The organism is Streptomyces sp. NPDC006012 (assembly GCF_042871185.1).
GTDB lineage: Bacteria > Actinomycetota > Actinomycetes > Streptomycetales > Streptomycetaceae > Streptomyces.
The window spans coordinates 1-12,009 of record NZ_JBIAIE010000016.1 but is presented as its reverse complement, the minus strand read 5'-3'; the positions used below and the strand labels follow the sequence as shown (position 1 = coordinate 12,009).

At 70.6% G+C, this 12,009-nt stretch carries 13 protein-coding genes; 7 read left to right on the top strand and 6 right to left on the bottom strand.

All coding sequences use genetic code 11. The features are described from left to right. Positions 1-149: 149 nt before the first annotated feature. The 4 genes from ACFYPJ_RS25015 to ACFYPJ_RS25000 all read left to right on the top strand — a co-directional run bounded on the left by ACFYPJ_RS25015 (position 150) and on the right by ACFYPJ_RS25000 (position 3,773). The gene (locus ACFYPJ_RS25015) at positions 150-908 is read left to right on the top strand and encodes a creatininase family protein (RefSeq protein ID WP_389021238.1); all 759 of its coding nucleotides are present in this window, start codon (positions 150-152) and stop codon (positions 906-908) included. Between the two features lie 195 nt (positions 909-1,103). Then, positions 1,104-1,700, top strand: a complete 597-nt coding sequence (locus tag ACFYPJ_RS25010; protein WP_389021235.1) for a TetR/AcrR family transcriptional regulator — start codon at positions 1,104-1,106, stop codon at positions 1,698-1,700. A 388-nt stretch (positions 1,701-2,088) separates the two neighbouring features. Further along, complete coding sequence (locus ACFYPJ_RS25005) at positions 2,089-3,318, top strand: epoxide hydrolase family protein (protein WP_389021232.1); 1,230 nt, start codon at positions 2,089-2,091, stop codon at positions 3,316-3,318. Between the two features lie 68 nt (positions 3,319-3,386). Further along, positions 3,387-3,773 (top strand): nuclear transport factor 2 family protein, encoded by a 387-nt coding sequence (locus ACFYPJ_RS25000; protein ID WP_389021229.1) that lies wholly within the window; start codon positions 3,387-3,389, stop codon positions 3,771-3,773. A gap of 241 nt (positions 3,774-4,014) precedes the next feature. On the opposite strand, the gene ACFYPJ_RS24995 is transcribed toward ACFYPJ_RS25000, so the two are convergent. Then, positions 4,015-4,629 (bottom strand): TetR/AcrR family transcriptional regulator, encoded by a 615-nt coding sequence (locus ACFYPJ_RS24995; RefSeq protein ID WP_389021226.1) that lies wholly within the window; start codon positions 4,627-4,629, stop codon positions 4,015-4,017. A 73-nt stretch (positions 4,630-4,702) separates the two neighbouring features. Here ACFYPJ_RS24995 and ACFYPJ_RS24990 point away from each other — a divergent pair, with 73 nt between their 5' ends. Continuing rightward, the gene (locus tag ACFYPJ_RS24990; protein WP_389021224.1) at positions 4,703-5,767 is read left to right on the top strand and encodes a hypothetical protein; all 1,065 of its coding nucleotides are present in this window, start codon (positions 4,703-4,705) and stop codon (positions 5,765-5,767) included. A 75-nt stretch (positions 5,768-5,842) separates the two neighbouring features. Here the strand turns inward: ACFYPJ_RS24990 and ilvC are convergent, their stop codons facing one another. After that, a complete protein-coding gene (ilvC, locus tag ACFYPJ_RS24985) occupies positions 5,843-6,841 on the bottom strand; it encodes a ketol-acid reductoisomerase (RefSeq protein ID WP_389021221.1) in 999 nt (332 codons plus the stop codon). 785 nt (positions 6,842-7,626) lie between these two features. Here ilvC and ACFYPJ_RS24980 point away from each other — a divergent pair. Continuing rightward, positions 7,627-8,592 (top strand): hypothetical protein, encoded by a 966-nt coding sequence (locus tag ACFYPJ_RS24980; protein WP_389021218.1) that lies wholly within the window; start codon positions 7,627-7,629, stop codon positions 8,590-8,592. A gap of 202 nt (positions 8,593-8,794) precedes the next feature. Here the strand turns inward: ACFYPJ_RS24980 and ACFYPJ_RS24975 are convergent, their stop codons facing one another. Next, complete coding sequence (locus ACFYPJ_RS24975; protein ID WP_389021215.1) at positions 8,795-9,343, bottom strand: CGNR zinc finger domain-containing protein; 549 nt, start codon at positions 9,341-9,343, stop codon at positions 8,795-8,797. A gap of 182 nt (positions 9,344-9,525) precedes the next feature. Here ACFYPJ_RS24975 and ACFYPJ_RS24970 point away from each other — a divergent pair, with 182 nt between their 5' ends. Then, the gene (locus tag ACFYPJ_RS24970) at positions 9,526-9,951 is read left to right on the top strand and encodes a hypothetical protein (protein WP_389021212.1); all 426 of its coding nucleotides are present in this window, start codon (positions 9,526-9,528) and stop codon (positions 9,949-9,951) included. Positions 9,952-10,167: 216 nt separating this feature from the next. Here the strand turns inward: ACFYPJ_RS24970 and ACFYPJ_RS24965 are convergent, their stop codons facing one another. From ACFYPJ_RS24965 to ACFYPJ_RS24955, 3 genes are all read right to left on the bottom strand, one after another. Continuing rightward, a complete protein-coding gene (locus tag ACFYPJ_RS24965; RefSeq protein ID WP_389021209.1) occupies positions 10,168-10,914 on the bottom strand; it encodes a hypothetical protein in 747 nt (248 codons plus the stop codon). Further along, positions 10,907-11,437, bottom strand: a complete 531-nt coding sequence (locus ACFYPJ_RS24960; protein WP_389021206.1) for a SigE family RNA polymerase sigma factor — start codon at positions 11,435-11,437, stop codon at positions 10,907-10,909. Before ACFYPJ_RS24960 ends, ACFYPJ_RS24965 begins: the two co-directional genes overlap by 8 nt. Positions 11,438-11,808: 371 nt before the next feature. Continuing rightward, the coding region (locus ACFYPJ_RS24955) for an SDR family oxidoreductase (protein WP_389018736.1) at positions 11,809-12,009 on the bottom strand (201 nt) is incomplete at its 5' end.

The following is a 12,009-nucleotide window of genomic DNA, read 5'->3' as shown; positions in this document are numbered from 1 at the left end:
TCACATCGCAGCGCCGACGCCGCACGTCACACATCGCACCGCCGCATGACACACGCCGCGCGCCACACGTCACACCCCACGTATCACATGCTGCGTGTCACACGTCACATGGCACAGCAGCAGACACCCCTCACAGAAAGCACGCCGTCATGACCGAAGTCCTGTGGAACCACCTGACCGCACCCGAGTTGCGCGCACTCGCCGACGAGGACGCAGTGGTCCTGCTGCCGGTGGGCGCCACCGAGCAACACGGCCCGCACCTGCCCACCGGTGTCGACGACTTCCTCGCCGCCGATGTCTGCCGCCAGGCGGCGCTGCTCGCCTCGCCGCACACCTCCGTAGTGGTCACCCCCTCCGTGTGGTCCGGCCTGTCCGAGCACCACATGGCCTTCGGCGGCACCTTCACCCTCTCGCTGGCCACGCTGCACGCACTGCTGCGGGACATCTGCCGCTCCATCTGGCGTGCCGGGTTCACCCGCATCCTCATCGTGAACGGGCACGCCGGGAACATGACCGCGCTGCACGCCCTCACCGCCGAACTGACCGCCGAACTGCCGGCGCGGATCGCTCTCACCAACTACTTCACCGTGGCCAAGGACCTGGTCCGCGACTGCCTGGAGGTGCAGGGCGGCCTGATGCACGCATGCGAGGGTGAAACCTCGATGATGCTGGCCGCCCGGCCGGAGCTGGTCCGCACCGAGCACCTGGGCGAGGCCCACGGTCCCGAAATCACTCTGCCCGCCGAGTCGACCGAACCGGTGTACCTGACCGTGCCGTTCGAACGCATCACCGCCTCCGGGGTAGCGGGCCACGGCGACGCGGCGACCGCCGCGAAGGGGGAGAAGATGCTCTCCGGCCTCGCGCAGGCACTGGCCGACGCCATCGGCCGGGACCCGTGGCAGTCCTGACCCGCTGGGCGGTGGCCACGACGACGCCCCCGTCCACGGCCGGCGCGTCGCGCATCTGCCGACGGCCGGACCCCACCCCCTGAGTCTCGCCGCCCGCTGCGTCAGCCACACAGGACACCTCACCTACACCCCCATCCACCCCTTATGTCCCATTTTGCTGGACTGATGAGTCCAAACGAGTGCGATGATGGAAGCATGAACAAAGGGATGACAGCGAAGGGCAGGGCGACACGCCGGCGCATCATCGTCGCCGCGGCACTTCTGACCAGGGAGAAGGGCGCCGCCGAGACCACGCTCGACGACGTACGGGCAGCCACGGCGACCAGCAAGAGCCAGTTGTTCCACTACTTCCCCGACGGCAGGTCGGACATCCTCGCGGCCGTGGCCGAGTATGAGGCCGGGCAGGTGCTGGAGGCACAGCAGCCGTTCCTCAGCGACCTTTCCACGTGGGAGTCCTGGCAGGGGTGGCAGCAGGCGGTACTGGACCACTACACGGAGCTGGGACAGAAATGCCCCCTCGGCAGCCTCACCGCCGAACTGGGCAAGTCGTCCCCACAGGCCCGCACCATCGTCTCCGCCCTGTACGACGAGTGGGAGGCGGCCCTGGTGCGCGGGGTGGCGGCACTGACGACCGACGAGGGAGAGGCGGCGCGGCGCCGCGCGCGAAGCATCCTGGCGGCGGTCCAGGGCGGCGTCGTGATGCTCCAGGCGACCGGGCGCACGGACTATCTGGAGGCGGCGGTGACCACGGCGACCGGCCCGCTTCAGCTCGCCGGCGCGGGTGCCGCGTAGGCATCCACCAAGAATGGACTTGACAGTCCTTTTTTAACGAGCCAAGATTGGACCATGTCTTCCAATCTTGGCTCGATGCTTTCCGGGAGGCCTGCCGATCGGCAGGGGTGAGGCGAGTCCGCCCCAGTCCCCGCCCGCCGGCCCGCGGCAGAAGCAGGACCCGCGGGACGAGCCCGCCGCCGCGGACCAGGACACCCCCGGCTCGCCACCCCGGTCCTCTGTCCCTGAACGACCCACGGACCCCGGCGCCCCGCACGCGTATCCACTGCCCCGCGCATGACCGGCCCACCGGCGACCCGCCCCCGTCCGCCTCGGTCCTCCCCCGCATCACCTACATCACACCCGCGCAGCACCACCCCCGCCGCGCCACTCAAGAAAGACTCCCGCGATGTCCGCCAAGCCCTTCCCCCTGACCCCCGCGCCCATCCATGTCCCCGACGACGTGCTCGTCGACCTCAAGGAGCGCCTGCAGCGCACCCGTTACGCCGTCGACGCGGGCAACCGGGACTGGTACTACGGTGTGGACGGCGCGTACCTGAAGGAACTGATCGACTACTGGATCGACACGTACGACTGGCGCGCGGCGGAGGCCGGGCTCAACCGGTTCGAGCAGTACCGGGTCGAGGTCGACGGCGTACCGATCCACTTCATGCGCAGGGCGGGTGTCGGCCCCGACCCGAAGCCGATGCTCGTCTCCGGCGGCTGGCCCTGGTCCGTCGCGATGGCCACCAAGATCATCGACAAGCTCGCCGATCCGGGTGCCCACGGCGGGGACCCGGCCGAGGCGTTCGACGTGATCGTGCCCTCGCTGCCCGGCTTCGGCTGGTCCACGCCGCTGCCCGACAACCCGGACATGAACTTCTGGAAGATCGCCGACCTGTTCCACAAGCTGATGACCGAGGTCCTCGGCTACGAGAAGTACGCCGCCACCGGCTCCGACATGGGCTCCCTGGTGACCGCGCAGCTCGGCCACAAGTACTACGACTCGCTGTACGCCATCCACCTCGGCTCGCCGATCCCGCTGAACATGTTCAACGGCGAGCGGGCCTGGGACCTCACCGGCGGCCGGACGATCCCCGAGGGCACACCCGACGACATCCGCGCCGGGATCCTCTCCTTCCAGAAGCGCTTCGTCGCCCATGTCGCCGTGCACGTCCTCGACTCCAGCACCCTCGGCCACGCGCTGAGCGACTCCCCGGCCGGCCTGCTGGCCTGGATCCTCGAACGGTGGACCAACTGGAGCGACAACGACGGCCACGTCGAGAACGTCTTCACCAAGGACGACCTCCTCACCAACGTGATGATCTACTGGGTCACCAACTCGATCAGCACGTCGATGCGGCTGTACGCCAACGCCAACCGCCATCCCTGGACCCCGTCCCACGACCTCACCCCGCCGGTCCAGGCACCCACCGGCATCACCCTGGTCGGCTACGAGAACCCGCCCGGCGTGACCACCGAGAACCGGGTGCAGGACTTCCTGGACAGCCCCCGGGCGCCCTGGTTCAACCACGTCAACGTCACCGCACACCCGCGCGGCGGCCACTTCGTGTACTGGGAGGTGCCCGACGCCTGGGTCGACGACGTGCGTCGCACCTTCCGCGGCCGTACCGACTGACGGCCCACCCGGGCTCAGGGCCCTTCACCTCAACCACACCCACATGTAACCGGATAGGACCGAACACCATGACGGACAACCCGACCAGCGTCGACAACGGCACGATCATCACGGAATTCCTGGCACTGTTCACCCAGCGGGACGCCGGCAAACTCGCTCCCTACTTCGACGAGGACATCGTCTTCGAGAACTACGGCGATCCCGCGATCAAGGGCCGTGACCGTCTTGTCAGCATGTGGGCCGGTGTCTTCGCCAACATGGCGAAGGTCGACTTCACGACCGTCCACCAGGCGGTCGACGGCGACATCGTCATCGCCGAACAGATCCACGGCCTCGCCCTGCCCGGCCGCCCGCTCGCCCCGATCAGGAACATGGCGGTCTACCGGCTGCGAGACGGCCGGATCATCGAGTGGCGCGACTACACCAACTCCGAGTACGCCCGCACACTCCTGTGACGCCACGGCCCCGCACCGTCTCCGCGTCCGTCGTCACGTCCGTCCCCCACTCCCCCGGCCCGCCCGGACCCGGCCGTACGGATCGGAGAACCGGCCAGGGACCGCAGCCACCGCAGGTGCCGCAGGGACCGCAGGGACCCGGTCCCGGAACAGCACCCGCTGACTGGGGCGGGGAGGACGGCACGACACTGCCCGGCTGACGCCCGGCCCAGCCCCAGCTGCTGGGCGGCGCTGCATGGCATCAGAGGCCGATGCCGCGTCCGCGCACCAAGGGCAGGAAGACCTCGACCACGATCTCCGTCAGTACCTCGTCGGGCACCTCCGGCAGGCCGCGCAGGGCGTATTCGCCGCGCAACAGCATCATCGGGACCGACGCCACGCGCGGATGCGCCGCCCCGGCCGCCGCTTCGCCCCGGGCCACGGCCCGCTCCAGCAGGATCAGCCACGCCGCGTCCGTGCCGCTGCCACCGGCCTGTTCCCGCAGCAGCGCGAGCAGGTCGGGGTCGTCGGCCGCCGCGGCGAGCAGGTCACGCAGTACGACCCCCTGCGGTGACGACCACGTGGTGTGCGCGGCGCGCAGCAGCGCCAGCGCGTCGCCGCGCAGCGTCCCGGTGTCCGGGACCTGCAACTCGGCGTCGGCCAGGCAGCGGTAGGCCGCGACGCCGAGTGCCGCGCGGGTCGGCCAGCGCCGGTAGATCGCGTTCTTGTTGGTACCCGCGCGCTGCGCGACCCGGTCCATCGTCATGCCCGCGTAGCCGACGGTCCGCAGTTCCTCGGCCGCCGCCCGCAGGATCGCCTCCTCCAACGCCGCCCCCCGACGCCGGGTCGCGGTGCCGCGTCGCTGGTCAGGCGCCATCGTGGACCTTCCTTCCCGAGGTACGGTACTCTCCGTACCCTAAATACGGTCGCAGATCGACAGGATCGGAGCAGTGGTGCGCGCCTTCGGCATCAACTACGACACCGGTTTCGCCTCAGGCGGGACCACGACCCACGAACCGTTCCTCCCGCACATTGTCCAGCGCGAGATGCGGGTGATCCGCGAGGACCTGCGCTGCGACGCGGTTCGCATCACCGGCGGCCACGCCGACCGCCTGGAGATCGCCGCCCGCGCGGCCGCCGACGCGGGGCTGGAGGTGTGGTATTCGCCGTTCACCAACGGCCTGACCCAGGACGAACTCCTGGCGTTCCTCGTCGACGCCGCCGAACGTGCCGAGCGCCTGCGCCGCGACGGCGCGCGCGTCGTCTTCCTCACCGGTTCCGAGATCAGCCTGTTCACCGACGGCTTCCTGCCCGGCGCCACGTTGGGGGAACGGTCGGCGAACCTGGCCGACCCGACCGCCTTCCGCGCCCTGCTCCCCCAACTGCACGCCACGCTCAACGCGTTCCTCGCCCGAGTCCTCACCGAGGTCCGCGCCCGCTTCGGCGGCCCGATCGGCTACGCGTCCGTCGCCTTCGAGGGCGTGGACTGGACACCCTTCGACATCGCCGCCACCGATGCCGGCTACCGGGACGCGACCACCGCCGGCACGTTCACCGACGCCCTGCGCGCGCAGGTGGCACGGGGCAAGCCGCTCGGCATCACCGAATTCGGCTGCGGCACCTTCCGCGGCGCCGTCGACATGGGCGGTCGCGGGGACTCGATCGTCGAATGGGGCGAGAACGCGCGGCCGGTGCGGCTGGCCGCCGGAACGGTGCGCGACGAGCAGGAACAGGCGTCCTACGTCCGGGAGATGCTCGACATCTACGGCGCGGCCGGAGTCGACGCCGCGTTCGTCTACACCTTCGCCCGCCGGGACCTGGCGACCACGGCCCTCGACGACCCGGAGCGCGACTTCGACGCGGCCAGCTTCGGTGTGGTCAGGGTCCTGCCGGCCGGCGCAGCCGACGGGCCCAACGCGGAGTTGGGATGGGAGCCCAAGGCCGCCTTCCACGTCCTGGCCGAGTTCGGCCGGGCCCGGAAGGAGCAGGCTGCCGAGGAAGCGGCCGAGGTGTGACGACACGAACGTGCTCCGGCCCGCCGCCTCCCGGACAGAGGCGGCGGGCCGGAGCACGCTGTGCGGACTCGGGGCTCACGCCCCCTCGTTCACCCAGCTCATCAGCTTGCGCAGTTCGCTGCCCGTGGTCGCGAGCAGGCTCTCGGCGTCCTGCTTCTTGTACTCGTTGTACCTCTTCAGACCGCCGTGGTACTCGTCCATCCAGTTCTTCGCGAACGAGCCGTCCTGGATCTCGGCCAGGATCTTCTTCATCTCCGCACGCGTGGCGTCCGTGACGATCCGCGGACCGGTCACGTAGTCGCCCCACTCGGCGGTCTCCGAGATCGACCAGCGCATCTTCTCCAGACCGCCCTCGTACATGAGGTCCACGATCAGCTTCAGCTCGTGCAGGCACTCGAAGTAGGCGATCTCCGGCTGGTAGCCCGCCTCGGTCAGGGTCTCGAAGCCCGCCTTCACCAGCGCCGTAGTACCACCGGCCAGCACCGCCTGCTCACCGAACAGGTCGGTCTCCGTCTCCTCCGTGAACGTCGTGCGGATCACACCCGCCCGCGTGCCCCCGATGCCCTTCGCGTACGAGAGCGCGAGGTCCAGCCCCTTGCCCGTCGCGTCCTGCTCCACCGCCACCAGACACGGAACGCCGCGGCCTTCCTCGTACTGACGGCGCACCAGGTGGCCCGGGCCCTTCGGCGCGACCATGCACACGTCCACCCCGGCCGGGGGCTTGACGAAACCGAAGCGGATGTTGAAGCCGTGGCCGAAGAACAGCGCGTCGCCGTCCTTCAGATGCGGCGCGATGGACTCCTCGTACACCTGGCCCTGGACCGGGTCCGGCACCAGGATCATGATGACGTCCGCCTCGGCGGCGGCCTCGGCGACGGTCACCACGCGCAGGCCCTGCTCCTCGGCCTTCGCCCGGGACTTGGAGCCCTCGTGCAGGCCGACCCGGACGTCGACACCCGAGTCGCGCAGCGACAGGGCGTGCGCGTGGCCCTGGCTGCCGTAGCCGATGACCGCGACCTTGCGGCCCTGGATGACGGACAGGTCGGCGTCGGCGTCGTAGAACAGCGTGGGCATGGTTGTCTTCCTCTTCAGGTCGTGTGGTGGTGGGATGTGCCCCGGCGCACAAGCCAGGTGTCTCCGGCGGGGCATGCGGGGGCGGGTTTCTGCGGCCCGGGTTTCCAGGTCGCGGTTCGACCATGCCGGGGTTTTCGCCGGACGAGTCATCCGGTTCTGAGGCACATGTGTGTGCGGAACCGTCAGAAGAACCGTACTGCATCGCGCCGGCCGGCCGTCCGACCGGCTGATGGCTGAAGCAAACCTCACCCCACCGTCGTGACGACCGCCACGAGTTGGCAGCGCCGCCCCGTCCAGCGCCGTTCCATCGCGCACCGTGACGGCACTCACATGAACTTCGTGCCACTGCCCTACGTGGCTAAAGTGAGCACATGCGAACAGGTGTCGGTCGATGAGGACCGTACACACCTCCCCCACCTCACGCACCCGCACCACGCGGGAAGAATCCCTCCACTCGGCCCGCGTCGGCCGGCCGCCGTGCGCCACGCGGCGGGGACCGATCCAGAAAAGCTGACACACCATGACGACGGCAGGACCGACCGCGGGCCCGGAGCCACTGCTGTCCGGCCGTTCGCCGTGTCGGCTGCCCGGCGCGCTGATCACTGCGCATGTCGCGGCGTTCACCGACGTGTTCGCCCCGATGACCGAGGACTTCCCCGTCCGGCGTTCTTCTGCGCCTCGCCCGGGGCGAGGCGCAGAAGAACGCCGTACTCACGACGCGGGAGCTCATCGGTGCCGGGGCACCGGTGCCGGGCACCCGACGGACGACAAGGAACACGAGGGCCATGACAGAGCCGTGCGAGCGGACGACGACACGCACCCGCGAGGACCGTCCGCGGCCGGCACTCGGGCCCGGCGCCGACCCGGGCCGGGTGTTCGAGGCGTACGAGCACGACGGCTACGCCGATCCCGGGGAGGCGTGGGCCTCGTTCACGGCCGCCTGGAACTGGGCCTCCCCGCTCCCCCGCTCCGTACCGCTGGCGGGTCCCGACGGCCCTCCGGTCGCCCGGCCGGTCCCGGGCGGGTACGCGCTGTGCGGACAGTGGCGGCTGCCGGGTGACACCGCGGTCGGGCCCTGGCTGGCGCTGCCGCTCGCCGCTTCACCGGAGGCGGCCCGCGAGGAGGCCACCGGAACCCGTCCGGACCGGCCCGACGTCTTCGTGATCGCGTCGAAGGTACTGCCCCGGCAGGCCACCCACGGCCTGCGTGCCGTGCGTTCCCCGGCCGGCCCGGACACCGAGTTCCGGCTCGACGACGTCCACGTACCGTCTGGTTTCACCACCCACTCCGCCGGCACGGCGCTGCCGGCACGGGACGGCGGGTTCCTGTGGACCGCGGTGGCCGGTCTGGCGCTGGGCGCCGCGAACCGGCTGACGGACGAGCTGGCCGCGCTGGGTCCGAGCCCGGTGGCCGGGCCCGCCGCCTCCCCCGCCGCGGCTGCCGCCGAGCTGTCGGGGCTGCTGAGCGCGGAGCGGCTGGGGTTCACGGCGGAGTTGCACAACCGCCCCGGGCTGGGGCAGGTCATCTCCCTCGCGGCCCGTGAACCCCTGGCGGACCGGGTCAGGCGTGCGGCCCGGCTGGTGCACCACGTGGTGATGGCGGCCTACGAGAGGGCGATCCCCTTCCCCACGGACGGCGGGCACAATCCGCTGGCCTCACTCGTCACGGACAGCGCCGCGATCCTCCACCACCTGCGGTACACGGTGGATCTCCGGCTGGTGGAAGACGCCGAGTCCCGTACGGGAAAGTAAGGGGTCCCGTACGGGAAGGTGACGGGCCCGTACGGGAAGGTGACGGGCCCGTACGGGAGGGTGATACGTGACGACCATCGCGTACCTGGGTGAACCCGGCTCCCCGTCGTCGGCCGCCGCACCACCTGCCGCGCCGCCTGCCGGAGCGCGCGAGGTGAACCTGCGCCGGAGGCCGGCCGGCCTCCGGGCGGCTTCCGGCCGGTCAGGCCTTCACGGTGTGCTGGCGCGCTCGGTAGGCGGCAGCCTTGACCCGGTTGCCGCAGGTCCGCATGGCGCACCACTCCCGCCGATGGCCGCGCGAGCGGTCGAGGTAGACCTGGGTGCACTCGGGGCGGGAACACTCGCGCAGCAGCGCCTCCTGGTCACCGCCGAGGATCTCCACCGCTTCGCGGGCGAGGGCCGCGAGACCTTGGGAGACCGAGCCGGTACGGGTCAGCCCGTCGGGACCGAGTCGCAGCGTCACGGGCAGGCCCGAAGCCTGGAGGTTCAGCTCGGCGACCGCCTCGGCGGGCAGTGGCCGGTCGTTCAGGCGGGCCGCGACCAGGGAATAGATCGACTCGCGCAGCTCAATGGCGATGGCGAGGTCGGCCTCGTTCGCGCCGGGAGCCAGATCGAGCATCCCGGCTTCCACGAACCAGTCGTCGAGCATGTCGGGGCTCGCGAGCTTCTCCAGCGGCGCGACGTTGCGTCGCGCTCGCCGGGTGCCGACGAAATCGAGCGGAAGTGTCCCGCAGGGAAATGCATGAGTCACGTAACCATACTGGCCAGTTATTCGCGTAGATGCAATACCCCCGCGCTCGATTCACGCTCAGATCATCACCCGATTGACAGGTTACGTCGCGCCGTGCCAAAGTCGTCACCAGCCAAACCGGTTACTTCGACGGTCGACCGCAACCGCGGTCCCGACCACACCCGATATGAGGGGGCTCTCCCATGGCAGTCGTCCGTTTTCACCTCGTCTCTTCCCTCCGTCCCGAGCAGGCCCTCGCGGTGCTGACCGACTTCGGTCCCGGCCGCGCCGAGAACTGGCCCAGCATCGACGCCGACCACTTCACCGTCCACGAGCTGGGCGAGAACTGGGCCGAAGTGACCGAAGGGACCAGCTCCGCGTGGGAGCGGGCGCGCTACCAGTGGGATGCCGCCAAGGTCACCGTCACCACACTCGACTCGAAGCTGTTCGGGGCGGGCGGCGGCTGGACCTTCCAGCTGACGCCCGAGGGCGAGGGCACCCGCGTCGACGTGGAACTCACCCGCGAGCCCGCCACGTTCAAGGGGAAGGTACTGGCCTCCATGCTCCCCCTCGTCGCCACGGGGTCCCTGCGCAAGTCCTTCGCCAGCGCGCTGAAGGCCACGGCGTGATCGATTGCCGCGCGATCGGTCGTCGTGCGGCGGGTCGTCGTGTGGCCGGTCGCCGTGTGGCCGGTCGCCGTGTACAGGCCGTCACGCGATCAGTCGCCATGTGATCCGCCGTCATGTGACCAACCGCGGCGGCCCGGAGCCCGGAGGTCGGTTCCCGGTCCGCCCGGAGGTCGCTTCGTGGTCCGCCCGGAGGTCGCTTCGTGGTCCGCCCTGAGGTCACTGCCCGGCCCGCCCGAAGCTCTTGGTCAGGATCTCCCTGACGGTGGCGGCCGTCCGCTTCGTCGGCTGTTTCAGGCATGCCATGACGCGTACGTCGTAGGTCCGCCCGTAAGGGCCGGGGTGGGCACGTGCCCAGCCGAAGATCTCCTGGTCCCCTCCCAGCGCCGCACAGCCCTCGGCCGGGCTGTGCGCGGCGCCCACCCGCAGCGGAGCCTCGGGGGCCGTCCAACGGGCCGCCCCGTCACCGTAGCGGAACGCCATGAGCACCCCTCCGGTCTCCAGCTTCCGCAACGGCCGGCACTGCGTCAGCAGGTCGTCCTGGGCCGTGACACAGTCCGCGGGGGCGGGCCGGCGCAGGGCCTGGCTGGCCGCGAAGCCTACGGACGTGCCGTGGGCGTCCGTCGCCGTCAGCGTGCGCCAGCCGTCGGGCAAGACGACCCTGAGGGGCCGGGACCGGTCCATGAGCGTGGCGACGGGTGCCAGGGACGCCGCAGGCACCGTGTGGCTCCAGTCGGGCCCCGAGGACGCCGGTCCGCGGGCCCCGACGGTGAACGCCACCGCGGCGACGGCCAGCGCGGCCAGCCCGCCCGCCGCCGCGACCCTGCGCCGTCTGCGCAGTCGTACGCGCCCCCGCACCCTGGCCATGCGATCGGCAGGGGCGACCAGCCTCGGCACTCCCTCCTCCAAGAGCAGACGGAGTCCCGCTTCCGTGTCGTCCCACGGCCCTTCAGGTGTGTCAGGCATGTGTCTCGCTCCCTTCCGTCAACCCGGGTACGGCCGCCAACCACAGCCGTAACGTGTTCAGCGCTCTGGCGGCCTGGCTCTTGACGGTCCCAGGGCGACAGCCCAGCACCTGAGCGGTCTCCTCCACGCTCAGACCCTCGAAGTACCGCAGCACCACGACGGCCCGCTGCCGCGGCGGCAGCCGCCTGACCACCAGCGACAGCGAGTGCTCCAGGTCGACCGAGGCGAACGGGTCCCCGGGGGCCGTCTCATCGGGCACCTCGCCGTGCGGTATCTCGCCCCGCCAGCGCCGCTGCCACCACGACGCATAGGTGTTGACCAGCGCCTTTCGGATGTACGCCTCGGGGTTCTCCCCCGACAGCCGGCGCCACTTGGGCCACACCCTGGCCAGCACGGTCTGCAACAGGTCCTCCGCCAGGTGTGCGTCCCCGGTCAGCATCCAGGCGACCCGGAGCAGCCTCGCCCCGCGCGCCGCCACGAACTCCTCGAAGTCCGGGCCCGCCTGGTGCGCCGTCGCCATCATGCTCCGTCCACTCCCGTCGCAATTCACTGTCCCCGCAGGTCAAGCGCGCGCTCTTGAGCGGTAGGAGGCAGCTGAGCCGGAAACTGCGGGCGGGAGTTCGGGCAGGAGTTGCGGACCAGCTCCGTCCACTGGGCACGTCCTGGGCAGGAGGGGCCGACAGGTGTGCGCCGGGTTTCGACACGTATCGCCTCGCCGTCCGTACACACGGTGCCGGGGCACTGGATCAACGACGAGCAGCGTAACCGGCTCGCGGAACCTGTGCCAGACCCCGTTTCAGGACGGCGTTTCAGACCGTCGGCTCCTTCCGACGGCTCCGACGGCTAGCGTGCCGGTGCCGGGTCGGGACCGGCGGCGTATTGTCCGCGTCCCGCTCAGAACGCGGACCGGATGAGTCCGCCGTCGACGCGGATGGTGGCGCCGCTGACGTACTGGGCGTATTCGCTGCACAGGTACGCCACCGCCGCCGCGATCTCGTCCGGCTCGCCGAAGCGCTCCTGGTCGTTCGGGATGAGGGCGTTGACGGCGTTGGGCCCGATCTCCTCCCAGGTCTCACCCCAGCCGCGGGCGGGGCC